Source organism: Nocardioides flavus (ex Wang et al. 2016) (assembly GCF_014653115.1).
Lineage (GTDB): Bacteria > Actinomycetota > Actinomycetes > Propionibacteriales > Nocardioidaceae > Nocardioides > Nocardioides flavus.
On the sequence record NZ_BNAD01000016.1, the window covers coordinates 1 to 24,364 of the forward strand.

At 72.0% G+C, this 24,364-nt stretch carries 26 protein-coding genes; 10 read left to right on the forward strand and 16 right to left on the reverse strand.

Features of this window, described 5'->3' with window-relative positions; translation table 11 throughout:
* The first annotated feature begins 218 nt into the window (after positions 1-218).
* On the forward strand, positions 219-1,649 hold the full coding sequence (locus IE200_RS17970) for an HNH endonuclease signature motif containing protein (protein WP_191280869.1): 1,431 nt from the start codon (positions 219-221) through the stop codon (positions 1,647-1,649).
* 55 nt (positions 1,650-1,704) lie between these two features.
* Here the strand turns inward: IE200_RS17970 and IE200_RS17975 are convergent, their stop codons facing one another.
* The 3 genes from IE200_RS17975 to IE200_RS17985 form a co-directional block, all read right to left on the reverse strand.
* Complete coding sequence (locus IE200_RS17975; RefSeq protein ID WP_191280870.1) at positions 1,705-1,986, reverse strand: hypothetical protein; 282 nt, start codon at positions 1,984-1,986, stop codon at positions 1,705-1,707.
* A 76-nt stretch (positions 1,987-2,062) separates the two neighbouring features.
* Positions 2,063-2,629: an NUDIX hydrolase gene (locus IE200_RS17980; protein WP_191280871.1), complete on the reverse strand. Its 567-nt coding sequence runs from the start codon at positions 2,627-2,629 to the stop codon at positions 2,063-2,065.
* Positions 2,626-3,606: an alpha/beta hydrolase gene (locus IE200_RS17985; RefSeq protein ID WP_229856775.1), complete on the reverse strand. Its 981-nt coding sequence runs from the start codon at positions 3,604-3,606 to the stop codon at positions 2,626-2,628. The genes IE200_RS17980 and IE200_RS17985 overlap by 4 nt, the downstream gene beginning before the upstream one ends.
* 76 nt (positions 3,607-3,682) lie before the next feature.
* Between IE200_RS17985 and IE200_RS17990 the strand changes: the two genes are divergently transcribed.
* The gene (locus IE200_RS17990; RefSeq protein ID WP_191280872.1) at positions 3,683-4,834 is read left to right on the forward strand and encodes a PP2C family protein-serine/threonine phosphatase; all 1,152 of its coding nucleotides are present in this window, start codon (positions 3,683-3,685) and stop codon (positions 4,832-4,834) included.
* 31 nt (positions 4,835-4,865) lie between these two features.
* On the opposite strand, the gene IE200_RS17995 is transcribed toward IE200_RS17990, so the two are convergent.
* The 5 genes from IE200_RS17995 to IE200_RS18015 form a co-directional block, all read right to left on the reverse strand.
* Complete coding sequence (locus IE200_RS17995) at positions 4,866-5,828, reverse strand: ABC transporter ATP-binding protein (protein WP_191280873.1); 963 nt, start codon at positions 5,826-5,828, stop codon at positions 4,866-4,868.
* A gap of 1 nt (position 5,829) precedes the next feature.
* Entirely contained in the window at positions 5,830-6,642 is an 813-nt protein-coding gene (locus tag IE200_RS18000; RefSeq protein WP_191280874.1) for an ABC transporter permease, read from the reverse strand.
* Entirely contained in the window at positions 6,635-7,447 is an 813-nt protein-coding gene (locus tag IE200_RS18005; RefSeq protein ID WP_229856776.1) for an ABC transporter permease, read from the reverse strand. The genes IE200_RS18000 and IE200_RS18005 overlap by 8 nt, the downstream gene beginning before the upstream one ends.
* An 86-nt stretch (positions 7,448-7,533) precedes the next feature.
* Positions 7,534-8,049 (reverse strand): CAP domain-containing protein, encoded by a 516-nt coding sequence (locus tag IE200_RS18010; protein ID WP_191280875.1) that lies wholly within the window; start codon positions 8,047-8,049, stop codon positions 7,534-7,536.
* Between the two features lie 320 nt (positions 8,050-8,369).
* Positions 8,370-8,891 (reverse strand): YbhB/YbcL family Raf kinase inhibitor-like protein, encoded by a 522-nt coding sequence (locus tag IE200_RS18015; protein ID WP_191280876.1) that lies wholly within the window; start codon positions 8,889-8,891, stop codon positions 8,370-8,372.
* Positions 8,892-8,941: 50 nt separating this feature from the next.
* On the opposite strand from IE200_RS18015, the gene cobA reads away from it, so the two are divergent.
* Complete coding sequence (cobA, locus tag IE200_RS18020; protein WP_191280877.1) at positions 8,942-10,192, forward strand: uroporphyrinogen-III C-methyltransferase; 1,251 nt, start codon at positions 8,942-8,944, stop codon at positions 10,190-10,192.
* Positions 10,185-11,006, forward strand: a complete 822-nt coding sequence (locus IE200_RS18025; protein WP_229856779.1) for a TrmH family RNA methyltransferase — start codon at positions 10,185-10,187, stop codon at positions 11,004-11,006. The genes cobA and IE200_RS18025 overlap by 8 nt, the downstream gene beginning before the upstream one ends.
* A 25-nt stretch (positions 11,007-11,031) precedes the next feature.
* Here IE200_RS18025 and IE200_RS18030 read toward each other — a convergent pair whose 3' ends face one another.
* Entirely contained in the window at positions 11,032-11,826 is a 795-nt protein-coding gene (locus IE200_RS18030) for a TrmH family RNA methyltransferase (RefSeq protein ID WP_191280878.1), read from the reverse strand.
* A 3-nt stretch (positions 11,827-11,829) separates the two neighbouring features.
* Positions 11,830-12,432: a peptide deformylase gene (gene def / locus IE200_RS18035; protein ID WP_191280879.1), complete on the reverse strand. Its 603-nt coding sequence runs from the start codon at positions 12,430-12,432 to the stop codon at positions 11,830-11,832.
* An 88-nt stretch (positions 12,433-12,520) separates the two neighbouring features.
* Here def and IE200_RS18040 point away from each other — a divergent pair, with 88 nt between their 5' ends.
* On the forward strand, positions 12,521-13,882 hold the full coding sequence (locus tag IE200_RS18040) for an acyl-CoA dehydrogenase family protein (RefSeq protein WP_191280880.1): 1,362 nt from the start codon (positions 12,521-12,523) through the stop codon (positions 13,880-13,882).
* Complete coding sequence (locus IE200_RS18045) at positions 13,882-15,096, forward strand: acyl-CoA dehydrogenase family protein (RefSeq protein ID WP_191280881.1); 1,215 nt, start codon at positions 13,882-13,884, stop codon at positions 15,094-15,096. Before IE200_RS18040 ends, IE200_RS18045 begins: the two co-directional genes overlap by 1 nt.
* Before the next feature lie 5 nt (positions 15,097-15,101).
* On the opposite strand, the gene IE200_RS18050 is transcribed toward IE200_RS18045, so the two are convergent.
* Positions 15,102-15,389: a YiaA/YiaB family inner membrane protein gene (locus IE200_RS18050; protein WP_129454357.1), complete on the reverse strand. Its 288-nt coding sequence runs from the start codon at positions 15,387-15,389 to the stop codon at positions 15,102-15,104.
* A gap of 97 nt (positions 15,390-15,486) precedes the next feature.
* On the opposite strand from IE200_RS18050, the gene IE200_RS18055 reads away from it, so the two are divergent.
* From IE200_RS18055 to IE200_RS18070, 4 genes are read left to right on the forward strand one after another with little or no spacing between them, the layout of a single operon-like run.
* The gene (locus IE200_RS18055; protein WP_229856780.1) at positions 15,487-16,920 is read left to right on the forward strand and encodes a pyridoxal phosphate-dependent decarboxylase family protein; all 1,434 of its coding nucleotides are present in this window, start codon (positions 15,487-15,489) and stop codon (positions 16,918-16,920) included.
* Between the two features lie 22 nt (positions 16,921-16,942).
* Positions 16,943-17,566 (forward strand): hypothetical protein, encoded by a 624-nt coding sequence (locus tag IE200_RS18060; RefSeq protein ID WP_191280882.1) that lies wholly within the window; start codon positions 16,943-16,945, stop codon positions 17,564-17,566.
* 10 nt (positions 17,567-17,576) lie between these two features.
* Entirely contained in the window at positions 17,577-19,010 is a 1,434-nt protein-coding gene (locus tag IE200_RS18065) for a GuaB1 family IMP dehydrogenase-related protein (RefSeq protein ID WP_191280883.1), read from the forward strand.
* Between the two features lie 4 nt (positions 19,011-19,014).
* Positions 19,015-19,680, forward strand: a complete 666-nt coding sequence (locus tag IE200_RS18070) for a sulfotransferase family protein (protein WP_191280884.1) — start codon at positions 19,015-19,017, stop codon at positions 19,678-19,680.
* Between the two features lie 135 nt (positions 19,681-19,815).
* Here the strand turns inward: IE200_RS18070 and IE200_RS18075 are convergent, their stop codons facing one another.
* From IE200_RS18075 to IE200_RS18095, 5 genes are all read right to left on the reverse strand, one after another.
* A complete protein-coding gene (locus tag IE200_RS18075; RefSeq protein WP_191280885.1) occupies positions 19,816-20,877 on the reverse strand; it encodes an NAD-dependent epimerase/dehydratase family protein in 1,062 nt (353 codons plus the stop codon).
* Positions 20,878-20,973: 96 nt separating this feature from the next.
* Positions 20,974-21,555, reverse strand: a complete 582-nt coding sequence (locus tag IE200_RS18080) for a LysR substrate-binding domain-containing protein (protein WP_191280886.1) — start codon at positions 21,553-21,555, stop codon at positions 20,974-20,976.
* A gap of 9 nt (positions 21,556-21,564) precedes the next feature.
* Positions 21,565-23,277 carry a BCCT family transporter gene (locus IE200_RS18085; RefSeq protein ID WP_191280887.1) on the reverse strand — a complete coding sequence of 571 codons (1,713 nt, stop codon included), beginning with the start codon at positions 23,275-23,277 and terminating at the stop codon, positions 21,565-21,567.
* A gap of 83 nt (positions 23,278-23,360) precedes the next feature.
* On the reverse strand, positions 23,361-23,879 hold the full coding sequence (locus IE200_RS18090; RefSeq protein ID WP_191280888.1) for a flavodoxin/nitric oxide synthase: 519 nt from the start codon (positions 23,877-23,879) through the stop codon (positions 23,361-23,363).
* Complete coding sequence (locus tag IE200_RS18095) at positions 23,876-24,340, reverse strand: hypothetical protein (RefSeq protein WP_191280889.1); 465 nt, start codon at positions 24,338-24,340, stop codon at positions 23,876-23,878. The genes IE200_RS18090 and IE200_RS18095 overlap by 4 nt, the downstream gene beginning before the upstream one ends.
* Positions 24,341-24,364: the final 24 nt, after the last annotated feature.

Below are 24,364 nucleotides of genomic sequence, written 5' to 3' on the forward strand. Positions count from 1 at the left end.
GAGACAGCCCCGCGAGGCGCGTTATCGGGCCACTGCGAGATCGCAAGACGGACACGGGGATCGATGGGTTCATGGACTGCCACCGCCGCAGCCTGAGGGCAGAAGTGTCACCACCAAGACCACCAGAGGTGTCACCGATGTCCTGAGGCAGAACTGTCACCGATGTCCTGAGACATGACACATGGTCAGTGTCGGTGGGCTCGCGTAGGGTCGAACACATGATCGAAGTCGCGGCAGGGCCCGGAGCAAGTGAGACAGACGCCCTCACCGCCGCCGGCCTGCTCGCCTCGATCCGGTCCGCCCGCGACGTCGAGAACCAGGCAGCAGCAGAGCAGCTGGACCTGGCCGCGCGGTGGGCCGACCTGCACCCGCCCGAGTCCACCCACTCCGCCGCCACGTTCGCCGTACCGGGATGCGAGCACGAGGAACCCATCGCCGGCGAGGGAACTCCGCTGGTGGCGGAGTTCTGCGTCGCCGAGCTCGGCACCGTCCTCGGCATCTCCACGGTCGCGGCGAAGAAGCTCATCGGGCACGCCCTCGAGCTGCGCCACCGCCTCCCCCGGCTCTGGGACCAGGTCCACGCAGGGCGGGTGCCTGCGTGGCGGGCTCGGTCGGTCGCCGAGACCACCATCCACACCAACCCCGCCCTCACTCGTGAGGCGGCGGGGTTCGTCGACGCGCAGGTCGCCGCCGTCGCCGGCAGGATCGGGCCAGCGCAGCTCGACCGCCTCGTCGCCGAGACGATCAAGCGATACGACCTCGCGGTCGCCGACCCGACAGCCGATCCCGAGGACGGGTACCTGTCGGTGGACCCGCGGCACGTGACCGTGCATGACGACGACGTCCACTTCGCGGGGACGATGCGGATCGAGGCCGAGGTAGATCTGGCGGACGCCCTCGACTTCGACCGTGCCGTGGCCCACGGCGCCGCCACCCAGAAGGCACTCGGGTCGACCGAGTCCCTCGACGCGCGACGGGCCAAGGCCCTCGGCGACCTCGCCCGCACCCAGACCGCCCTCGACCTCCTGACAAGTGGTGATGGTTTCGAGGCTCGCTCCGCTCGCACCTCAACCACCGATGCGGACCTCCCGCCCGCGCGGGAGATGGTGATCCACGCCCACTTCGACGCCACCCTCTCCGGCGACACCACCGTGTTCGGCCCCACCGGGCGCATGGAGAACGGCCAGCGGCTCGTCCTCCTCGACCAGATCCAAGCCTGGTGCGGCAACACCCGCACCCAGGTGACCGTCAAGCCGGTCATCGACCTCAACACCCCACTCACCGCGCAGGGCTACGACATTCCGGACCGCATCCGCGAACAAGTGATCCTGCGCGACCGCACCTGCGTGTTCCCCGATTGCACCCGCCCCGCACGGGGCTGCGACATCGACCATGTCGTCCCGTGGGACGAGGACGCCGACGCCGAGGGCAGACCCCAACCCGGGCCCACCACCACGAGCAACCTCGCCGCCCTGTGTCGGTTCCACCACCGGCTCAAGACCCACTCACCCTGGCGCTACGCCATGGTCGCACCCGGCGTGTTCGAGTGGACGGCTCCCCACGGATATCGCTACCGACGCGACCGGCACGGCACCACCGAGCTCGACCCACCCGATCCACCCGGCATCCCACGACCCCGCCGACGATGACCCCGCCCCACACCCCGCCGGTCCCCACGATGGCGGGGGCACAGGCATGCGCGGGTCAATGCTCCCGACGATGTGCGTAGACGTTGCTCATGGGCGTGCGCAGGGCCTCGCCGCACACCTGGCACGTGTAGTCGTTGACGCCGACCCGTGTGACACCAGGCACGACATGGTTGGAAGGGCAGTCCATGTTCGTGCACCACTGGCTTCCAACCTCGAAATGTCCTGCAGCCGTCAGCTCGGGGTCATCGACAGCCGTGACCGGCTCGAGTCCGGCGATGACCACTCCGCCGCAGTCCTCGCACGGTCGGTCGGCCGGCTGATGGAGGGAACGGGCCACCTCTGCACCGTACCCGGCGGTGAGCCCGGCGGCGTGACGGGCAGCCAGGCGGGGCGGAGACATGTCCTGGGTCGGGCTACTGCGACTGGTGGAGGAGTCCCAGCGCGATCGCGTGCCGAAGGACGTCGGAGTGGATCGGGTCTTCGTCGCCAAGGTAGTCCGCGGCCTCCTGGGGAGGCATGGTGAGCACCTGCACGACCTGCTCGCCGTCGACCGGGTTGAGTGGCGGGCCGACGATCTGCACCCGTCCCACCGCATAGCCCCAGTAGGCACGCGGGTGCGGGAGGTGGTGTCGGTAGGGGCGATCCAGGTGGCTGTCTGCGCGGTGGGCGGAGAAGTGGACCAGCTCCCCGAGAAGCTCAGCGCCCGCCTCCTCCGCGAGCTCCCGTCGTGCCAGATCCAGGAGCGACTCACCTGGTTCCCGCGTACCGCCCGGCAGGAAACGCTCGCCTCGGGCGCTGCGACACACCACGACCTCTGCCCCCTCGGTCACGGCAACCAGGTGCAGCCGCGAGACGAGCTCGTCGGGAGGGGCTCCGCCGGAGTACGCGACTCGGGCGCCCGCATAGTCGACGTACGACTCCTCGAAGAGCCGGGGGAACCGGCGTCGCCCGTCGTCCCCATGGCTGTCCATCCGGCTCATGGCTCCTGCGGTCCCGAAGTCCCCACCCACGCCGTCAACCACTTGCCGAGCACGTCGTACGCCTGCGCCCGTACGTCGGGGCGCGAGAGGACCACGTCGTGGATGGCGCCCTCGATCGCGATCGAGGTGACGTGGCGCCCGACCGACGAGGCCCAGTGCCGGATCTGCTCCACGTCGAGCACGATGTCGTGGGTGGCGGCGGTCTCCTCGTCTGGCTCGCCGAAGTACGACCGGGCCGACGACAGCACCAGGGTGGGGCAGGTGAGGTCGAGGCCCGCGTGCAGCAGAGCGTGCCCGCGGCGTACGGCGCGCAGCCAGCCGACGTAGACCGGACGCGACTCCAGCGGCTTCCACGACAGGTCGTAGTCCCACTCGCCCCCGTGCTCGCGGTGCAGCGTGCGGCCGTAGACGGTGCTGACCTTGCGCGGGATCTCCTGGAGGGGCCGGCTGGTGCCGAGCCGCTCGATGGCAAGTCTGGTGGCGGGACTGCGCAGCCAGGCCGCACCCTGCATGTCGAACCAGGGGGAGTTGAGCACCAGGGCCGCCAGCTCGGCGGGCCGGCGCCGCTGCACCCACAGCGGCACGGTGAGGCCGCCGGTGGAGTGGGCGGAGGCGATGACCTCGCGATGGCCGTCGCGCTGGGTGATGCGCCACCAGGCCAGGTCGATCTCCGCGAAGTACTCCTCGAGGTCCGCGACGTAGTGCGGGGTCTGGTGCTCGAGCAGCGACCGTCCGTACTTGCGGAGGTCGAGCGCGTAGAAGGTGTAGCCGCGGTCGGCCCACCACCGGGCGTACTCGGTGTGGAAGAAGTAGTCGGCGAACCCGTGGACGTGGAGCACCGCCCGCCCGTTGGGTCGATGCGGCTCGAGCGTGACCAGCGTCGCGACGACCGGACCCTCGGAGTCGGGCGGGAGGGAGATCGTCTCCACCCGGTAGTCAGGCCCGAGGACGTCGGCCTGCAGGGGGACCAGCGGCATGGCAGGAGCCTACCGAGCCGCCGCGACTTTCCCGGTTCGACCTCGGACAAGCCTTGTCGAGCCCTAATCTTCGCACGTGTCGAGTGCTGTGGGCTCCGTGGTGCGCGGCCTCGCGTCGTACGTCCGGCAGCGCATCGCCGGCTGGCGCACCGGCTCGAGGGCCAGCCAGGTCTTCCTGCTCGCCGTCCTCGTGGCGATGGTCGGCCTGACCACCGTCCTCGGCGCGCTGGTCGAGGTGATCATCCCGGTCGCGATGTGGTTCCTCTTCCTGATGGTCGGCACCATGCTGCTGCGCTTCGTCCCGCTCCTCGTCCTGGCGGTCGTGCTCGGGGGCGTCGCGGTGTGGACCTCGCTGGGCAACGACTTCGCCACGGCCAGCCGCGAGTCAGCGCTGGTGATCTTCGCGCTCGCCCTGGCACTCGCGATCTACCAGTCCAGCCGGCAGCGCTCGGGCCTGCCGATGGCACTGAGCGAGGCCGTGCTGACCCAGCTGCGCGACCGACTCCAGCGCCAGGGGGTGGTGCCGCCGCTGCCCGACGGCTGGCGCACGCAGTCGGCGACGATCACGGCCAACGGTCCGAGCTATGCCGGCGACTTCCTCGTCGCCGACCTGCGCGAGGGCCGCTGGCTGGAGATGGCGCTGGTCGACGTGTGCGGCAAGGGCACCTCGGTGGGACCGCAGGCCCTGCAGTTCGCCGGGGCGCTCGGCGGTCTGATCGGTGCCCTCCCTCCCGCGGAGCTGATGGCCGCGGCCAACGCGTTCCTGCTCCGCCAGGAGTCCGAGGAGTCGCTGGCGACCGCCGTGCACATCAAGCTCGACCTCGTCACCGGTGACTACACCATCACCAGCGCCGGGCACCCGCCCGCGCTGCACTGGCACCTCGGGCACCGCGGATGGTCGATCGACAACGCGCGCGGGATGGCCCTCGGTGTGATCGAGGAGGCCGAGTTCGCCCCCAGCAGCGGACGCCTGCACCCCGGTGAGGCGCTCATGTTCTACACCGACGGGGTCATCGAGTCGGCCGACCGCGACCTCGACGAGGGGATCGACTGGTTGCGGCAGGTCGCGCTGCAGGCCGTCGACGCGCGCGGCTTCACCGGCATGCCGAAGCGCGTGCTCAAGAAGGTGCCGCGCGGCGACGACGACCGAGCGCTGCTGGTGCTGGAGCGGCTGCCTCTGACGTCGCCGGAGCGTGCCTCCGAGCGCCACCGGGGCCTGGCGGGCTGAGCCGTCGCCTCGCGGCTCGTCCGGCGACGTGTCATGCCCCGCGCGAGTAGAGCTCGCGGATGACGTCCTCGATGTCGGGCTCCTGGATGGAGAGGTCCGCGACGTCGTACGCCGCTGCGACGGCCGACACGACCGGCGCGGCGCTCGCGTCGGCGGGGAAGGACAGCCACTGGCGCGGGCCCTCGACCCGCCGCACGGTGGCGCCGGGCACCTCGATGGCCGGGGCCTCGTCGACGAGGTCGACCACCAGGGTCCGCGTCGACCCGCCCTGGGCGTGGAGACCGGCCAGCGACCCGTCGTAGACCGACGTCCCGTGGTCGATCACGATGACGCGGTCGCAGAGCGCCTCGATGTCCTGCAGGTCGTGCGTGGTGAGGAGCAGGGTCGTGCCGCGCTCGGCGTTGAGCGCTCGGAGGAACTCGCGCAGGCGGCCCTTGCTCACCACGTCGAGACCGATCGTCGGCTCGTCGAGGTAGAGCACCTCGGGATCGTGCAGCAGCGCGGCGGTGATGTCGCCGCGCATGCGCTGGCCGAGGCTGAGCTGGCGCACCGGGGTGTCGAGCTGGGCGCCGAGGTCGAGCAGGTCGACGAAGCGGTCGAGGTTCTCGCGGTAGCGCGCCGGCTCGATGCGGTACATCTTCTGCAGCAGGTCGTAGGAATCGCGCAGCGGCAGGTCCCACCACAGGGTCGAGCGCTGGCCGAAGACCACGCCGATGCGTCGTGCGAGCTCGACCCGGTCGCGGCTCGGGTCGAGCCCCGCCACCCGGACGCGGCCCGACGTGGGCACGAGGATCCCGGTGAGCATCTTGATCGTGGTCGACTTCCCGGCGCCGTTGGGACCGATGTAGCCGACCATCTCGCCACCCTCGACGGAGAAGGTCAGGTCGTGCACCGCGACCACGGACTCGCGCGAGCGGCGACGGCGGCCCTCGACCCGACGGCGCACGTCGAAGCAACGCGCGAGCTCGTGCACGTCGATGAGCGGGTAGGTCATGTCAGCTCCCGGTGGAGGTGTAGTGACGCACGCCGGTGCGCCAGACGAGGAGGGCGGCGGTCATCGTGAGGACGCCCGCCAGCGGCGAGGCGAACTGGAACGCCTCCGGCATCCCGAACGGGTCCGTGCGACCGAGCAGGAACAGGCAGGGGTACCAGTTGACGAAGGCGACCGGGACGACGAAGGTCAGCCCGACCAGCACCTCGCGCGGGAAGATGCTCAGCGGGTACTGGGTGACCGTCGCGCCGCCGTAGGTGAACGCGTTGGCGAACTCGGTGGCGTCGGTCGTCCAGAACTGCACGCAGGAGAAGCCGACGAACAGGCCGAAGAAGACCAGCGCGCCGCTGGCGAGCATCGACACCGCGACCAGCACGCGCAGGGGGCTCCAGTCGACGTACGTGCAGGCCCACCCGAAGACGGCCGCGGCCTGGGTGAGCCGGCCGAGGCGCCTCAGCGTGAACTGGTCGGCGCACACCTGCACGAGCAGCGGCACCGGCTTGGTCATCATCTGGTCGAGCCGGCCGGTGCGGATGTAGGTGCCGATCCGTTCGACGCTCCCGATGGCGGTGTCGGCGAGTGCCAGTGCCAGTGACGCGCTGCCGTAGAGCAGCGCGACCTCGTGCAGCGCGAAGCCCGCGAGGTCCTCCAGGTGGCTGAACATGATCCAGAGGCCGACGAAGTCAAGTCCCGTGATCAGCCCGTTGCCGACGGCGAGGAGGACGAAGGACGTCGGGTACTGCCAGGCGGCGCGGATCCACAGCCACGCGATCTGGGCATAGGTCCGGAGGTGCCGTGCCGGCTGCGGGCTAGCCACCCTGCACCACCACCTTGCGGGTGGCCACGCGCAGGACGCCCTGGCAGACCGCCAGCAGCACGACCGCCCACGCCACCTGGAAGCCGAGGGCGGCGAGGAGCCCGGTTCCGCTGTGCGTGCCGAGCCAGATGTCGGCGGGCACCTGCACGTACGACGCCCAGGGCAGCGCGCGGGCGAGGGTGCCGAGCCAGCCGGGGAACAGCACGAGCGGCAGCATCATCCCGCTGAAGAAGATCGCGAACGCCCCGCTCATCACCTTGACCCCCGACTGGTCGAGCAGCCAGAAGGCCGTGCTGGCGACGAGGAAGCGGATCGCGAAGCTCACCACCACGGCGAGCACCAGCGAGGCAGCGAAGGCGAGTGCGTGGACTGAGGAGCGCGGGAGCGCGATGTCGAAGACGACCAGGCCGATCAGGGTGGGACCCACGCCCCGGGTGAGCAGGTGGTACGCCGCGCGGCCGAGGTCGCTGGCGAGGTACCACCCGACGATGCCGACAGGTCGGTAGAGGTCGATCGCCACGTCGCCTGTGCGGATCCGCTCGGCGAGGTCGTCGGTGGCGCCACCGCCCCACAGTGCGATCGTCATGAGAAGGGCCTGGCCGAGCCAGACGTACGTCACCGCGTCCTGCGCGTCGTAGCCGCCTGCAGTGGGGTTGGCGTCCCACAGGGCGAGGTAGGCGAAGGAGTAGATGATCCCGAAGACCGAGTTGGTGAAGATCCCGGCCAGGGTCGCGGCGCGGTAGGTGGAGTAGCGACGGAACGCACGGGTCGCCACCGCGACGTGCAGCATCCCCGCGCCCCGCATCGCACAGCCCCCATCGACGATCCCGATCCCCGGCCCACCCACGAGGGGGCCGGGGATCGTCTCACACCGAGGGGCTCAGCCGCACGTCAGTTGGGGCGGACCAGGTTGACGACGCCGATGGTGCGGCCCTGGTCGTCGCGGGTGATGGCGACGCCGGCCCGGCGGGCACGCGGGCTCAGCAGGATCTGGCGGTGCCCGGGGGAGTCCATCCAGAGCCGGACCATCGCCTCGGGGCTCAGGCCGGCGCCTCTGACCAGCGTCTCGCCGGCCCACGACTTGTTGCACTTGCGGATGACCTCGCCCTGGTTCCGGTGCTCGAAGGCGCCGGTACGGGCGATGCGCTGGCCCCACTGCTCGGCGAGCCGGTCGGTGCACACGTCGAAGTTCCAGATCTTGGGCAGTCCGTTGCCGGCGCGCGCCTGGTTGATCCGGACCATGAGGGCGTCCTCGAGCTCGCTGTTGGTCAGCTCGGTCGGGTCGGACGAGGAGACGGCGCGCGGCACCGACCAGGTCTTGGCCTCGGCTGCCACGGGTGCGCCGCAGATGACGGCGGCGGCGACGCCGAGGGCCGCGAGGCGGGTGATGAAGCGGGGGTGCTGCACGGTCGTCCTCCAGAGCAGATCCGCAGTCGGGGGAGCAGGATCTTGACCGAATCTTGGGAGATTCGGGGTTGAAGATACGCACTCCATGTGATGCGTGTCGACATTTCGAGCCAACTGACGCGGTCATCCCCGTCGATCATCAAGTTTTCCGGGGTCGACCTTCGAAATCCGGTCGACACAGATCAAAACGGCTTGACCGTTTCTTCATGACGCGAACGACGAAAAAGGAGACCCGTGGTCTGGACCTGTCGGCCCTGACCACGAGTCTCCTGAGGTTGGTGGGACTGCTGGTGCTGGTGTGGCGGCTGGCGGCCTCCGGCTCAGTGCTGGTAGGTGCCGTGGATGATGGCGCGTCCCAGCGTCTTGAAGGCGAGGTTGAACGACACGGCGGCGTTGGAGGCGTCCGCGTCGACACCCAGCGAGTCGTCCTTCACGGCATGGACCACGAAGAAGTAGCGGTGGGGCTGGTCGCCCTCGGGCGGCGCGGCGCCCATGAAGCCGGCCTCGCCGCCGTCGTTGCGGACGTGGAACGCACGGCCGGGCAGATCGCCTGCGGCCGCACCGGCCGCGAGCGAGGTGACGTCCGCCGGGATGTCGACCAGGCACCAGTGCCAGAAGCCGCTCGGGGTCGGTGCGTCCGGGTCGAAGCAGGTGACGACGTAGGACCTGGTGCCCTCGGGTGCGCCCGACCAGCTCAGCTGGGGGGAGGTGTTGCCGAGGGCGGCCACCTGGTCGTCCTTCAGCGGGGCGCCGTCGGTGACGTCGTCGCTGGTCACCGTGAAGGACTGCGTCGGCGGCAGGTAGTCGTAGGGGTTCGGGGAGACGGGGCGTTCGATGCTCATTCCTCGAACCTAGCCAGCAGCCCGTGACGTCGGCCAGAGAGAATGGGGCAATGAGCGACACCGGTGCCGACCCCCATCCGTACCTGGCCGGCCTGGTCCTCACCGGTCGCCGGGTCGTCGTCGTCGGGGGCGGCCACGTCGCCCAGCGGCGCGTGCCGGCGCTCCTGGCCTCGGGGGCCGACGTCACCGTGGTCAGCCCCGAGGTCACCCCCGCCATCGAGGGCCTCGCCGGCGAGCTCACGCTGGTGCTGCGCGACTTCGCCGAGCCCGACCTCGACGGCGCCTGGTACGTGGTCGCCGCCACCGACGACCCGGACGTCAACGCGCGCGTCGTCGCGGCGGCCGAGCAGCGCCACACCTTCTGCGTACGCGCGGACGACGCGCTCGGCGGCACTGCCTGGACGCCCGCCGTCGGGCACCACGGCACGGTGACCGTCGGCGTGCTGGGCAATCGCGAGCCCCGGAAGTCGGCCGCGTTGCGCGACGACATCGTGACCGCGCTCCGCGACGGCCACCTCACCGCCTCGGAGGCCCTCGACCGCAGCCCGGGGGTCGTGCTCGTCGGCGGCGGCCCCGGGGAGCCGGAGCTGGTCACCGTCGCCGCCCGGCACGCACTCGCGACCGCCGACGTCGTGGTCGCCGACCGCCTCGCCCCGCGCGAGCTGCTCCACGAGCTCGGCCCGCACGTCGAGCTGATCGACGTCGCCAAGCTGCCACGCGGGCGCTCGGCCACGCAGGAGCACATCAACCACGTGATCGTCGACCGCGCCCGCGCCGGCAAGCGCGTGGTGCGCTTCAAGGGCGGCGACAACTTCGTCTTCGGCCGAGGCTTCGAGGAGCTGCTGGCATGCGCCGCCGCCGACGTGCCGGTCACCGTCGTGCCCGGGCTCAGCTCGGCGATCGCGGTGCCGGCCCGGGTCGGCATCCCGGTGACCCACCGCGGTGTGGCGCACGAGTTCACCGTCATCTCCGGTCACCTGCCACCGGGTCACCCCGAGTCGCTCGTCGTGTGGGAGGCCGTCGCCGGGCTGCGGGGCACGTTGGTGCTGCTGATGGCGGTGGACAACGCGCCGGCCATCGCCGAGGCCCTCCTCGCGGGCGGCCGGTCCGCCGACACGCCCGTGGCCGTGATCGTGGACGGCACCATGCCCACCGAGCGCACGGTCCTCACCACCCTCGGGGCGCTGGCCGCCGACCTGAGGACCCACGAGGTGGTGCCGCCCGCGATCATCGTGGTCGGCGAGGTGGTCGCCGTGGCGCGTCCGACCCACTACGCAGATCGCGGGCAGGGGCGTGGCTGACCGCTCCGCGCAGGACCGCATCGTCGAGCTGACGGACCCGGACGACCCGCGTCTCGCCGACTACCGCGACCTGCGCGACGTCGAGCTGCGCAAGCACCTCGAGGCCGAGCACGGGCTGTTCCTCGCCGAGGGCGAGAAGGTCGTGCGCCGCGCGGTGCAGGCTGGCTACGACGCGCGCTCGTTCCTGATGGCGCCCCGCTGGCTCGACGGGCTCGCCGACGTCCTCGACGCCAGCACCGGACCGGTGTACGTCCTGCCGGAGGCGCTCATCGAGCGGGTGACCGGGTTCCACGTGCACCGCGGTGCCCTGGCCTCGTTGCGCCGTCGGCCGCTGCCCGACCTCGACGAGGTGCTCGCAGGTGCCCGCTCGGTCCTCGTGCTGGAGGACCTCGTCGACCACACCAACGTCGGGGCGGTCTTCCGCTCGGGTGCGGCTCTCGGCTTCGACGCGGTGCTGCTCTCGCCGCGCTGCGCGGACCCGCTCTACCGGCGCTCGATCAAGGTCGGGATGGGGGCGGTCTTCTCCACTCCCTGGACGCGCCTGCCCGACTGGTACGACGCGCTGCCCGAGCTGTCCCGGCGCGGCTTCACCACGGTCGCCCTGACGCTGGGCGCGGACTCCGTGCCGATCGAGGACGCGGTCGCCGGCGTGGACCGGCTGGCCCTCGTCCTCGGCTCGGAGGGCCACGGGCTGTCGTCGCGCTGGGAGTCGTCGGCCGACCGTCGCGCGGTGATCCCGATGGCGGCGGGGATCGACTCGCTCAACGTGGCGGCCGCGAGCGCGGTGGCCTGCTACGCCGCAGCCCGCCGCTGACGCTGACGCGCGCGACGACTCGCCCTCAACCGCGCTGGCGCAGCGCCTCGTGCAGCACGATCGAGCCGGCGACGGCGGCGTTGAGCGACGACGCGGTGCCGACCATGGGGATGCTGGCGACATCGTCGCACGCCGCCCGCCAACCGGACGACAGCCCGGTCGTCTCGTTGCCGACCACGACCACGAGGCGGCCGCGCAGGTCCACCGACGACAGGTCGGTGCCCTGCTCGTCCGTGCCGACGATGCGGTGGCCGCGGGCATGGGCGTGCTCGATGACCGGGCCGGGGCCCGGCACCCGGAGCACGGTGAGGGCGAAGAGCGAGCCGGTGCTCGCGCGCACCGCGCGCGGGTCGTACGGGTCGGCGGCGTGGCCGGTGACGACGAGGGCGGAGGCTCCGAAGGCGTCGGCCGAGCGGGCGAGCGTCCCGATGTTGCCCGGGCTGCTCGGCCGGTCGAGGACGACGACCGGCCCGTGGGGCCGTACCGAGTCGTCGAGGCGTGCCAGTCCGTCGTCGGGCATCTCGACGACGGCGACGAGCTCGGCGCCGTCCTCCTTGCCGCTGAGCCGGGCGTGCAGGGCGGGGGAGAGGACCACCCGCTCGGCAGACGTCGAGGCCCACAGGTCTTCGGACCAGGTCGACGTGGCGTCCTCGGCGCGCAGCAGCGCGCGTACGGTCCAGCCCTCCTCGACGGCCCGCGTGATGGGCCGGACGCCCTGGACGAGGAACTCCCGGGCGCGGTGCCGCTTCGAGCGGTTGGTCAGCAGCGCCTCCCACTGCTGGAAGCGGGCGTTCTCGCGGGTGATGCGCAGGTCCGCCACGGCTCAGTCGGTCCCGGCCGGCCAGGACTGGGGGAAGTCGTCGGCGGAGGCGTCGTGCTTCTTGCCCAGCCGCTTGCGGGACTTGGCCGAGAGCCGGTCGCCGAAGACGGTGCCGAGGGTGTGGTCGGTCTCGTGCTGGAGACAGCGCGCGAGGAGCCCGCTGCCCTCGAAGGTCACCGGCTCGCCGTCGAGGCCGAACCCGTCCACGCGCGCGAAGTCGGGCCGTGGGCAGGGCTCGAAGGAGCCGGGGAACGACAGGCAGCCCTCGTCGTCGTCGTCGAGGCGGCGGTCCTTGCCCTCGGGCAGCGTCAGCACCGGGTTGCAGACGACACCGACCGTGCGCACGCCCTCGTCGTCGGGGCAGTCGAAGACGAACATCGCGACGTCCTCCCCGACCTGGCACGCCGCGAGTCCCACGCCGTCGGCGGCGTACATCGTGGCGACCATGTCGGCGGCCAGCGAGCGCAGCGCCTCGTCGTACGTCGTGACCGGTGCCTGCGGGCGGTGCATCACGGGCGTGCCCCACCGGGTGATCGCGCGGACCGTGCCACCCTCGGGAAGGAGGCCGTGGGGCGCGTGAGGCTCAGTGGTCTCGTCGTCTGGCATGCGGGCGATCCTAACGAGGAGGCGATGGGTGACCGGCAGCACGGGCGGACCTCTGGCGCGGGCTGTAACTCGGAGTTACAGTTTCCGCATGTCCCTGATGAACAACCTCCGACCCGGCGGTCGCCACGGGTTGTCCTCCCGCGAGGCCCGCGACCCGATCGGCTTCGCCGTCGCCGCGGTCAACCGGCTCGCGCAGAGCGAGCTCATCGACCGGGTCGGTCTGCGCAAGCAGACCGAGCAGGTCGTCTACTCCGCGACCCGCAACGGGTTCCGGGTGGCGACCGCGGCGGGGCGGCAGTTCGCCCGGGCGGGACGGCGCACTGCCGGCGCGCGGCCGGCCTCCGCCCGCTCGCGTGGCGTCTTCGACCTGACCCCGACCGACGACGAGGCCATGCTGCTCGAGGTCGTCCGGGAGCTCGCCGACGAGCTGCTCCGGCCCGCTGCCGCCGATGCGGACGCTGCCTGTGCGGCTCCCGAGCCAGTCCTCGCCGCGGCGCAGGAGGTCGGACTCCCCGGCCTCGGTGTGCCCGAGGAGCTGGGCGGGATCATGGAGGAGCGCTCGGCGATGGCCGGCGCCCTCGTCGCCGAGGCGCTCGCCCGCGGCGACATGGGCCTCGCCGTCGCCACGCTCGCCCCCGGTGCGGTCGCCACGGCGATCGGCCTGTGGGGGACCGAGGCCCAGCAGCAGACCTACCTCCCGGCCTTCACGGGGAGCGACGTGCCGGTCGCGGCGCTGACCCTCGCCGAGCCCACGGTGCTCTTCGACCCCTTCGCGCTGTCCACCACCGCGCGGCGTGACGGCGACGGCTTCGTGCTCGACGGCCTCAAGTCCGCCGTCGTCCGCGGCGCCGACGCCGAGCTCTTCGTCGTCGCAGCCATGCTCGAGGGCGTGCCGGCACTCTTCCTCGTCGAGTCCGGCACCGAGGGGCTGGAGGTGGAGGCCGACCCGTCGATGGGCATCCGTGCTGCCGGCCTGTCCCGCCTGCACCTCACCGGCGTACGCGTCGGTGCGGATGCCCTGCTCGGGGACACCGAGGGCACGGCGCACCGCGAGTGCGTACGACTCTCCCGGCTCGCGTGGTGCGCGCTGGCCGTGGGCACCGGCCAGGCAGTGCTCGACCACGTCACCGACTACGTCAACGGGCGGGAGGCCTTCGGCGAGCCCATCAGCCACCGCCAGTCCGTGGCGTTCATGGTCGCCGACATCGCCATCGAGCTGCAGGCCATGCGGCTGGTGACCTGGAAGGCCGCGTCGCGCGCCGCCCGCGGCGAGGACTTCGCGCGCGAGGTGGGACTGGCCCGTCAGCTCTGTGCGGAGAAGGGGATGCGCATCGGCCTCGACGGCGTCCAGCTCCTCGGCGGCCACGGGTTCGTCAAGGAACACCCGGTCGAGCGGTGGTACCGCGACCTGCGGGCCGTCGGAGTCATGGAAGGTGCGGTGCTGCTCTGATGATCAACCTCGAGACCCCCCGCAAGCACGCGGGCCTCGTCGACCAGGCCCACCAGCTGGCGATGAACATGCTGCGCCCGATCTCGCGCAAGTACGACCGCGCCGAGCACACCTATCCCAAGGAGCTCGACATGCTCGCGGCGCTGATCGACGGCGTGTCCGAGACCGGCGCGACCGGCGGGGCAGGTGCGGGCGGCGTACGACGTGAGACCTCCTCAGAGGAGCCGGGCACGGTGCGCAACGGCGCCAACCTCGCCTCCGTGCTCTCGGTGGCCGAGATGTGCTGGGGCGACACCGCCCTTCTGCTCTCGATGCCGCGCCAGGGCCTGGGCAACTCCGCCATCGCCTCGGTGGCCAACGAGGAGCAGCTCGAGCGCTACAAGGGCACCTGGGCAGCGATGGCCATCACGGAGCCCGGCACCGGGTCCGACTCCGCCAACATCACGACCACGGCCGTCAAGGACGGCGACGAGTACGTCATCAACGGGGAGAAGATCTACGTCACCTCCGGCGAGCGCGCCGACTCCGTGGTGGTGTGGGCGACCCTCGACAAGGAGCTCGGCCGGGCCGCCATCAAGTCCTTCCTGGTCCGCAAGGACAACCCGGGGCTCACGGTGGAGCGGCTCGAGCACAAGCTCGGCATCCGCGCCTCCGACACCGCGGCGATCACCTTCACCGACTGCCGGGTGCCGGCCGAGGACCTGCTCGGCTCCCCCGAGATCGACACGAAGTCGGGCTTCGCCGGTGCGATGGCGACCTTCGACAACACCCGCCCGCTCGTGGCTGCGATGGCGGTGGGGTGCGCCCGCGCCTCGCTCGACCTCACGCGCGACCTGCTCGAGCAGGCGGGGGTCGTGATCGACCACGACCGCCCGCCGCAGTCGCAGAGCGCCGCCGCGGCGACGTTCCTGCGGCTCGAGGCCGACTGGGAGGGCGCGAAGCTGCTGATGATGCAGGCCGCGTGGATGGCGGACAACCGCTTGCCCAACTCGCTCGAGGCGTCGATGGCCAAGGCGAAGGCCGGCCGGGTGGGCTCCGACGTCACGCTGTCCTGCGTGCAGCTGTGCGGCACCCTCGGCTACAGCGAGGCCGAGCTGCTGGAGAAGTGGGCGCGCGACTCCAAGATCCTCGACATCTTCGAGGGCACCCAGCAGATCCAGCAGCTGATCGTGGCCCGCCGGATCCTGGGCCTGACCAGCGCCGAGCTTCGCTGATCCGGTCAGGAGACGGACTTGAAGGGGTCGTGCTCGGCCAGGATCTTGTCCACGCGGGCCTGGTCGATCCGCGACACGACGTAGCTGTCCTCCTGTGCGTCGCGCACGCACTTGGCGAGGGTGAAGCTCGAGGTCGTGAGGAACATCGTCCCGAGGCCGAGGAAGGCGCGGATCCACGGGTCGACCGGGAGGTAGAAGATCGCGAAGATCATGGTCAGCAGCGCGACGGCGAACGAGATGCCGGCCTGCAGGAAGAAGGCGTTGGTGTTCTTGGAGGGAGTCGTGGAAGCCATGGGCCAACCCTCCTCGCGGGTCGCGCCGTGGTCAGCCGCCGGACTACCCGGACCGGACTGAGTACGCGGACTCGATCGTGCCGAGTACGTTCGGCCCATGCCGCACCAGCCACCCCACATGTCGCCCGAGGAGTTCCGTCGGCACGGCCATGCCGCCATCGACTGGATCGCCGACTACTGGGCCTCCCTCGACGACCTGCCCGTGCGCTCGCAGGCGGCACCGGGGGACGTACGGCGCCTGCTGCCGGCGTCGGCGCCAAAGGCCGGTGAGCCGTTCGACGCCCTCCTCGCCGACCTCGACCGGGTCGTCGTGCCGGGCCTCACGCACTGGCAGCACCCGCGGTTCTTCGCCTACTTCCCGGCCAACTCGTCGCCGGCCGCGATCCTCGGCGACCTGATCTCGAGCGGCATCGGGGCCCAGGGGATGATCTGGGCCACCAGCCCGGCCGTGACCGAGGTGGAGCAGGCCGTGCTGGACTGGTTCGCCGAGGCACTGGGCCTGCCCGCCGACTTCCGTAGCGACGGCCCCGGCGGCGGCGTCATCCAGGACACCGCCTCGACGGCGACCTTTTCCGCCCTGCTCGCCGCACTGCACCGAGCCAGCGGGGGAGAGGCGCGGCGCCACGGGCTCGGCGACGCCGGATGGCGGGTGTACGGCTCGTCGCAGGCGCACTCGTCGCTGGTCAAGGCCGCCATGATGGCCGGGCTCGGTGAGGACGCCGTACGGTCGATCGCGGTCGACCCGGAGACCCAGGCGATCGACCTCGCCGCCCTCGAGGCGGCCGTCGAGGCCGACGTCGAGCAGGGGCTGACGCCGGTGATGGTCCACCTCGCCGCCGGGTCCACGTCGACCGGCGCCATGGACGACCTGGTCGGCGCCGGCCGCATCGCACGCGCCCACGGCGCCTGGGTGCACGTCGACGCGGCCTGGGCCGGCGTCGCCGCCGTCTGCCCGGAGCACCGCGCCCACCTGGCGGGCGTCGAGTCGGCCGACTCCTTCGTGACCAACCCGCACAAGTGGCTGCTGACGACCTTCGACTGCAGCACCTTCTGGGTGCGCGACCGCGCCGCGCTCACCGGCGCCCTGTCGATCCTCCCCGAGTACCTCCGCAACGCCGCGACCGAGTCGGGCGAGGTCGTCGACTACCGCGACTGGCACCCGCAGCTCGGGCGACGGTTCCGTGCGATCAAGCTGTGGGCGGTGCTGCGGACCTACGGCCTCGAGGGCCTGCGCGAGCACGTACGCAGCGGGGTGGCCCTCGCCGCGCTCGTGGCTGACCTCGTCCGGGCCGACGACCGCTTCGAGCTGGTCACCGAGCCGTCCCTCTCGCTGGTGGTGTTCCGCCTGCGGTCGGGCGACGAGCAGACGATGGCCGCGATGGAGGCGGTCAACGCCTCCGGGGAGGCGTACCTGTCGCACACCACCGTCGAGGGACGAGCGGCGATCCGGCTGGCCGTCGGCAGCTGGCGCACCACCCGCGCGGACGTCGAGCGGACGTGGCGGGCGCTGCAGGCGGCGGCGGACGGGTGATCCCGGTGGCAGGGTGGGCGGCATGAAGCTCTACGCCGACGCACCCGCCCGACGCACCCGGCAGGTGCTGGCCGATCTGTTAGTCGTGGCGTGGCTGGTGCTCTGGGTCTGGATCGGGACCGCGGTGCACGACGGCACCGCCGAGCTCGCGGGCCCGGCCCGCCAGACCGACTCGTCGGCCACGGCGATGGCCGAGCAGCTGCGTGAGGCCGGGGGCCGGCTGGGCGGGGCGCCGCTGGTGGGCGACGAGCTCGCGCTGCCCTTCGACCGGGCCGCCTCCGGTGCGGACGGCATCGCCGCCGCGGGCCGCGACACGGTCGAGGCGGTCGAGCGGCTGGCGCTCCTGCTCGGCCTCTCCGTCGCGACGATCCCGATCCTCGTCGCGCTGGCGATCCACCTGCCGATCCGCTGGCGGTTCGTCCGCGAGGCGACCGCCGGGGCGAGGTTCGTCGACGCGCAGGAGGACCTCGACCTGTTCGCGCTCCGGGCGCTCGCCCACCAGCCGATGCGGGCCCTGGCGAAGGTCAGCGACGACCCCGCCGGCGCGTGGCGCAGGAGGGACCCGGAGGTCGTGCGCCGCCTCGCCGAGCTCGAGCTCGCCGACGTGGGGCTGCGACCGCCCCAGTCGTCCCCGCCGGCTGCGTAGACTCCCGCCGGTGCAGTTCCTCCACGAGAACCCCGGTCACGACCTGACCTACGACGACGTCTTCATGGTCCCGCGGCACTCCGCGGTGGCGAGCCGGTACGACGTCGACCTGGCCACCTCGGACGGCACCGGCGCGACCCTGCCGCTGGTCGTCGCCAACATGACCGCCATCGCCGGCAAGCGGATGGCCGAGACGGTGGCGCGCCGTGGGGGCATCACCGTGATCCCGCAGGACATCCCGATCCCCGTGGTCGCCGACGTGGTCGCGTGGGTCAAGCAGCGTCACCGCGTCTTCGACACACCGATCGAGCTGCGCCCCGACCAGACGGTCGCCGAGGCGCTGTCGCTGATCCCCAAGCGCGCGCACCGCGCCGCCGTGGTCGTCCGCGACGGCCGGCCGGTCGGCGTCGTGTCGGAGGCCGACTGCGCCGAGGTCGACCGCTTCGCCCAGGTCGCCACCGTGATGAACCCCGGCGTGGTCACCGTCTCGGCGAGCACCGACCCCCGCGAGGTCTACGACGCGATCGAGCGTGCCAAGGCGCCGCTGGCCGTCGCGGTCGACGAGGACGGTGGGCTGGTCGGCGTCCTGACCCGGCTCGGCGCGCTGCGCGCGACGCTCTACCGACCCGCGCTCGACGCGCGCGGCGGGCTGCGGATCGCCGCTGCCGTGGGGGTCAACGGCGAGGTTGCCGACCGCGCCGCGGAGCTGCTGGCCGCCGGTGTCGACTGCCTCGTCGTGGACACCGCCCACGGCCACCAGGACCGCATGGTGCAGGCGCTGCAGGCCGTACGGGCGCTGTCGCCCGCCGTCCCGGTCGCGGCGGGCAACGTCGTCTCGGCCGAGGGAACCCGCACCCTCATCGAGGCGGGCGCCGACATCGTCAAGGTCGGCGTCGGCCCCGGCGCCATGTGCACCACCCGGATGATGACGGGAGTCGGCCGGCCCCAGTTCTCCGCGGTGCTCGAGTGTGCCACCGCGGCCCGCGAGCTCGGCGGGCACGTGTGGGCCGACGGCGGCGTACGGCACCCGCGCGACGCCGCGCTCGCCCTGGCCGCAGGAGCCTCCTCGGTGATGATCGGCTCGTGGTTCGCCGGCACCCACGAGTCGCCCGGCGACCTGATGCACGACGCCGACGGCCGGCCGTTCAAGGTGTCCTTCGGCATGGCCTCGGCCCGGGCGGTGGCCAACCGCACCGCGGGCGAGTCGTCGTACGACCGGGCCCGCAAGGGCCTCTACGAGGAGGGCATCTCGTCGTCGCGGATGTACCTCGACCCCCAGCGCCCCGGCGTGGAGGACCTCATCGACCAGATCTGCGCCGGCGTGCGCTCCTCGTGCACCTACGCCGGGGCCGGCAACCTCGCCGAGCTCCACGAGCGCGCCCTCGTCGGCGTCCAGTCCGCTGCCGGGTTCCACGAGGGCCGCCCGCTCGACAGGTCGTGGTGACGCCGTGAGCGACCTCGACCACGTCTTCGTCATGACGTACGGCAGGTCGGGCTCGACGCTGCTGATGGGCATCCTGAACTCCATCCCCGGCTGGCTCCTGCGCGGGGAGAACCGGCACGCGATGCGGCACCTCTACGACTTCCACCGCAGCGGGATGGTCGAGAAGGCGCGCGTCGACCCGGTCCGCGCCGCGCAGCCGACGCACCCCTGGTTCGGCATCGAGTCCTTCCCCGAGGACGTCTCGCTCGCCCGCATCCGCGACCTCGCCGAGGCCACGCTGCTGCGGCCCGAGCCTGACACGCGCGTGACCGGCTACAAGGAGATCCGCTGGTACGACGAGGACCTGCCCGACTACCTCGCCTTCCTGCGCCAGGTGTTCCCGGGGGCCCGGTTCGTGCTGAACACCCGCGACCTCGCGGACGTCGCGGCCAGCAACTACTGGACGCACAAGGACGACCCGCTCGGGCAGGTCCAGGCGATCGAGGCGAAGATGCTCGCCGCCGCCGAAGGCCTGGGCGACGCGGTCTTCCGCGTCCACTACGACGACTACGTGGCTGACCCGGAGGTGCTGCGCGGGCTCTTCGACTGGCTCAGCGAGGACTACGACGCCGAGCGGGTCCGCGCGGTGATGGCGACCCCCCACTCCCGCCGGGGCAAGCACCGCGGCTGACCGGCCTGTTCGGGCCCGGGGTGGTGCCCAACCACGACCTGAGCGCCGACCTCATCCGCGCGCGAGGCATCGGCGGTGGCGCTGGGGGAGTGGCTGGACACGAACACCCGTCGTTGAGCCCCCGCCCGACCGTCCTCAGGTCGTGCGTCGTGTGCTGACCGGTCCGCGGCGGGCCGCCCGGGCCAGACCGGCGACGACCGTACGGGGGCGCAGGACCGCGGTCGCCCCCGACTCCGCGTCCTGCATGCCGGCGACCGTCTCCGCCAGCACCGACGTGGCGTCGGTGGTGGGCATCCACCCGAGCTGGGTGAGGGCCCTCGTCGTGTCGAGCAGGGGCACGGCGTACGCGAGGTCGATCCAGCCGGGGTCGAGCGGCTGCAGCCGCGCGTGCCAGGACGCGGACACGACGGCTCGTAGCGAGGCGGACGGCACGTGCACCAGCCGTGCACCGAGCGCCTCCGCGACGTGCTCGGCCGACACCGGCGGAGCTGCAGCGAGGTTGAAGGGGCCCGGTGTCCTGCTCTCCAGGACCAGCGCGACCGCCTCGGCCACGTCGTCGGCGTGCACCATCGGGACGGACAGCCCCCGGTCGAGCGGCAGCAGCGGCACGTGCCGCAGCGCGACGGACGGGACGAGGGCGGGCAGGCCGTAGCGCAGCAGACCGCTGGCCGCCCCGCGCTGCCCGACGATCCCGGGACGCATCCGGCTCACGACCACCTGCGGCTCAGCCTGCTCGAGGTCGTCGAGCAGTCGCTCGGCGGCCGACTTGTGCCGGCTGTACATCGACGACCGCACGCCCTCGGTCGGCCACGTCTCGTCCACCGGCGCGTCGTCGTGCCGGGGGGAGTAGGCGCCCACCGACGACATGTGCACGAGGTGCCGGACCCCCGACGCCACGCAGGCGTCGACCACACGGGCGGTCCCGCCGACACCGAGCGCCCGCAGGTAGGGCTCTCGGTGGGAGGGCTGGAACCCCCACGCGAGGTGCACGACCGAGTCAGCTCCCGCGAACGCACGTCCCAGCCTGCCGTCGTCGTCGCGGGACAGGTCGGCCCGGACCCACTGCACCCCGGGGAAGGTCCCGTCTGCGGGCGGTCGCCGCGCGATGCCCACGAGCTCGTGGTGGCCCGGTCCGCCGAGGCGGCGCAGCACCGCCGACCCGACGTTGCCGCTGGCTCCGGTGATGACGATGCGCACGACCTGCTCCCTCTGCCGGGGTCGGGCCCGGGCGGCCCGCCTGGGCCCCGGTACCCCGATCGGCGCGTCGCAGACCTTCTCGGCGACGGCCGTGGCTCAGCGCGAGGTGTTGGCCGTACGCCCCTTGGTCACCCCGACGAATGCCTGGGTGACCTCGTCGTCGCGCTCGACCAGCCAGACCAGGGCCACCGTGGTGGGCTCGAGGTCGGTGACGACGCGACTGACGACGTCCTTGCGCTGGTGGAGGCGAGCGACCGACATCGGAAGGATCACGACGCCGGTCCCGGCGGCGACCGTCTCGATCGCCTCCTGCTCCGTCATCGTCGGCCAGTCGAGCTGCTCGGCTGCGGGCGTCCAGCCGCTCGGGTGGGGGCGTACGAGCTGCTCGTCGACGAGGTCGTCCGTCGTGACCTCCTCGTCGGCGGCGGCCAGGACGTGGTCGCGGGAGGCGACGGCGACCTGTGCCTCGTCGTAGAGGCGGACGCAGTGCAGGCCCTCGCGGTCGACGGGCAGGCGGACGAGTGCCATGTCGAGGCTTCCATCACGCACGCCGTCCAGCTGGTCGGACTCCGTCACCGGCACGAGCTCCAGGGGCTCGCGCCGGCGAGCACGCCAGTGGCGGGCCCACTTGTCGGGGGTCGCGCCGGTGACGAAGCCGATGCGCAGGGCGGTGGTCATGGACCGACCCTAGTTGCGCGAGGCCTCCGGGTCCTTCTCCACCGAGAGCACGAAGTCGTCGCCGTGCTCGGTGACACCGGTGATGACGGCGGCCTCGACGGCCTCCATGGCGTACTGACGACGCACGACCAGCGGGTCGGTCGCGAGGTCCTTCACCAGGGCCACGGCGAGCCCGATCATGATCACGACGAACGGCAGCGCCGCGATCACCGTGATGGTCTGGAGGCCGCCCAGGGCGTCGGCGCCCCCGACGAGCAGCATCACCGCGGCCACGGCGCCGGTCGCGACGCCCCAGAAGATGACGGTGGGACGGCTCGGGTGGATGGTGCCGCGCTCGGACAGCGAGCCCATGACGATGGAGGCTGCGTCGGCGCCCGAGACGAAGAAGATGCCGACCAGGACCATCACCACGATGCTCGACACGGTGGCCAGGGGGTAGGCCTCGAGGGTGCTGAAGAGCTGGTTCTCCAGGCCACCCGCGCCGGCGATGTCGGTGCCGGACTTCTGCAGGTCGATGGCGGCGCCGCCGAAGATGCAGAACCACACGACGCTGACCAGGCTCGGGACGAGCAGCACGCCGGTGACGAACTGGCGGATGGTGCGACCGCGGGAGATCCGGGCGATGAACATGCCGACGAACGGCGTCCAGGACAGCCACCAGGCCCAGTAGAAGACGGTCCACGCGGACAGCCACTCGCTGGCCTCGGACCCCTCGGCGGCGGTGCGGGCGGCCATCATCGGCAGGTCCGCCACGTAGCTGCCGATGGACGTGGGCACGAGGTTGAGGATGAACACGGTCGGGCCGACGATGAAGACGAAGAGCGCGAGCGCGACCGCCAGCACCATGTTGATGTTGGACAGCCACTGGATGCCCTTCGCCACGCCGGACACCGCGGAGAGCACGAACGCGGCGGTGAGGACGGCGATGATGCCGACCAGGACGGCGTTGCCGGTGTCGCCGAGGCCAGCGACGATCTGTAGGCCCGACTCGATCTGCAGCGCGCCCAGGCCCAGCGAGGTGGCCGAGCCGAAGAGGGTGGCGAAGATCGCGAACATGTCGATCGCCTTGCCGCCGGCGCCGTGGGCGTGGCGACCGAGGAGCGGCTCGAAGGCGGAGCTGATGAGCTGCAGGCGGCCCTTGCGGTAGACGCCGTACGCGACGGCAAGGCCGACGACGGCGTAGATCGCCCAGGGGTGCAGGGTCCAGTGGAACATCGTGGTCGCCATCGCGTTCTGTGCCGCCTCGGCGTTGCCGGGCTCACCGGTCCCCGGCGGCGGGGTGACGAAGTGGGTGATCGGCTCGCTGACGCCGTAGAACATGAGGCCGATGCCCATGCCCGCGCTGAACATCATCGCGACCCACGAGATCGTGCGGAACTCCGGCTCCTCGTCGTCGCGGCCGAGGGGGATGTTGCCGAACTTGCCGAGAGCCAGCCAGATCACGAACACGACGAATGCGCTCGAGGTCAGAACGAAGAGCCACCCGGTCTTCTCCATCGTCCACGCCAGACCGGTCGCCGAGGCGTCGGCGAGGCTGCCGGTGCTGACGAAGCCCCAGACGAGGAACGCGAGGCTGATCAGCGCCGTGACGCCGAAGACCACCTTGTCCAGGCCTCTCTCGCGTGGCACGGTGGGCTCGATGGCGGAGTCGAGAGCGGGGTGTGGCTCCTCGACCGGGTCGGGTGTGGGCAGGTCTCGTGGATGTTCGATTCCAGTGGCCATCGCACCAACAGAGCAGGCCGGCGGCCGCGTTGGCAAACCGGGAGTACGTCTCGTCGCTCAGACAGTGAGATGACCCACAGCGTTCACTCCCGTCGCGTGGCGAGGCGTCGGCCCCACGCGCGTGCCCGGTCCAGCTCGCCCGGAGCCAGCGGGCCGGGCGAGTCCTCGACGAAGAACGACGCCGAGTCGACCAGGGTGCCGAGGTGGTGCTTCGCGACCGACCGGCCGGCTGCGCGGGCCGCCGACCCCGGAAGCCTGCGGACCTTCGTCACCCGCGTGTCGAAGGTCGCGACGTCGGGCCGCACGCCGCTGGGTGCCACGGCCGCGAGCCACTCGCGGATGCCGCGGGCCTCGTGGCCGGGCTCGGCTCCCTGCGACAGTGCGTCGTGCCGGGTCGCCGCGCGGCTCATCGAGAACGCGTGGGTGGGACCGCCGACGACCAGCAGGTCCAGGTCGTCGGGGAGCGCGTCCGGAGCCTCGGTGACGTCGACGACGACAACGCCGCCGTCGGCGCCGACTCCGTCGGTGATCCCCGCGCCGACGGCCTCGGCCACCGCCCGCGAGTTGCCGAAGTGGGACTCGTGGACGACCAGGACGCTCATGGCCGCGCCTCCTCGGACGTGGTCGCGCGGGACGGGGCGAGGGCGGGCCAGTCGGCGCGTACGGCAGGGATGAGCAGCAGCAGTGCGGGCAGGCTCCACATCCAGAAGCCGAAGCCGAAGAGCATCAGCAGCACGTGGAAGGCGATCACGCCGCTCCAGCCCACGCGTGCCGCGGGCCCGCCCCGCAGGAGAAGCACGCCCAGGACCACCTCGCCGCAGGCCAGGCCCATGATCCACGCGAACGGGTGCGCCATCACCACGCCGTCCCACGCACGGACGACGAGTGGCACGAAGGAGGTGTCGGCGAAGGTGCGGAAGACCTGCGGGTCGGCGATCACGAGACCGGCGTTGATGCCGCCCGTGACCAGGTAGAGGCAGCCCACGACATGACGGGCGGTCGTCGCGGGACCTGCGTGCTGGCCGGTCGCGCGGGGTGTGCGGGTGCGTACGGTCGTGCTCACGGCTGCCTCCTCGTTCCCACCCTG

Coding starts and splice junctions, on each gene's coding strand:
- IE200_RS18085 (WP_191280887.1), bottom strand. CDS start 23,277: ATGGCCACTGGAATCGAACATCCACGAGACCTGCCCACACCCGACCCG.
- IE200_RS18005 (WP_229856776.1), bottom strand. CDS start 7,447: ATGCGGGGCGCGGGGATGCTGCACGTCGCGGTGGCGACCCGTGCGTTC.
- IE200_RS18060 (WP_191280882.1), top strand. CDS start 16,943: ATGAAGCTCTACGCCGACGCACCCGCCCGACGCACCCGGCAGGTGCTG.
- IE200_RS17970 (WP_191280869.1), top strand. CDS start 219: ATGATCGAAGTCGCGGCAGGGCCCGGAGCAAGTGAGACAGACGCCCTC.
- IE200_RS18080 (WP_191280886.1), bottom strand. CDS start 21,555: ATGACCACCGCCCTGCGCATCGGCTTCGTCACCGGCGCGACCCCCGAC.
- cobA (WP_191280877.1), top strand. CDS start 8,942: ATGAGCGACACCGGTGCCGACCCCCATCCGTACCTGGCCGGCCTGGTC.
- IE200_RS17980 (WP_191280871.1), bottom strand. CDS start 2,629: ATGAGCCGGATGGACAGCCATGGGGACGACGGGCGACGCCGGTTCCCC.
- IE200_RS18050 (WP_129454357.1), bottom strand. CDS start 15,389: ATGGCTTCCACGACTCCCTCCAAGAACACCAACGCCTTCTTCCTGCAG.
- IE200_RS18015 (WP_191280876.1), bottom strand. CDS start 8,891: ATGAGCATCGAACGCCCCGTCTCCCCGAACCCCTACGACTACCTGCCG.
- def (WP_191280879.1), bottom strand. CDS start 12,432: ATGCCAGACGACGAGACCACTGAGCCTCACGCGCCCCACGGCCTCCTT.
- IE200_RS17995 (WP_191280873.1), bottom strand. CDS start 5,828: ATGACCTACCCGCTCATCGACGTGCACGAGCTCGCGCGTTGCTTCGAC.
- IE200_RS18040 (WP_191280880.1), top strand. CDS start 12,521: ATGTCCCTGATGAACAACCTCCGACCCGGCGGTCGCCACGGGTTGTCC.
- IE200_RS18090 (WP_191280888.1), bottom strand. CDS start 23,879: ATGAGCGTCCTGGTCGTCCACGAGTCCCACTTCGGCAACTCGCGGGCG.
- IE200_RS18045 (WP_191280881.1), top strand. CDS start 13,882: ATGATCAACCTCGAGACCCCCCGCAAGCACGCGGGCCTCGTCGACCAG.
- IE200_RS17985 (WP_229856775.1), bottom strand. CDS start 3,606: ATGCCGCTGGTCCCCCTGCAGGCCGACGTCCTCGGGCCTGACTACCGG.
- IE200_RS18055 (WP_229856780.1), top strand. CDS start 15,487: ATGCCGCACCAGCCACCCCACATGTCGCCCGAGGAGTTCCGTCGGCAC.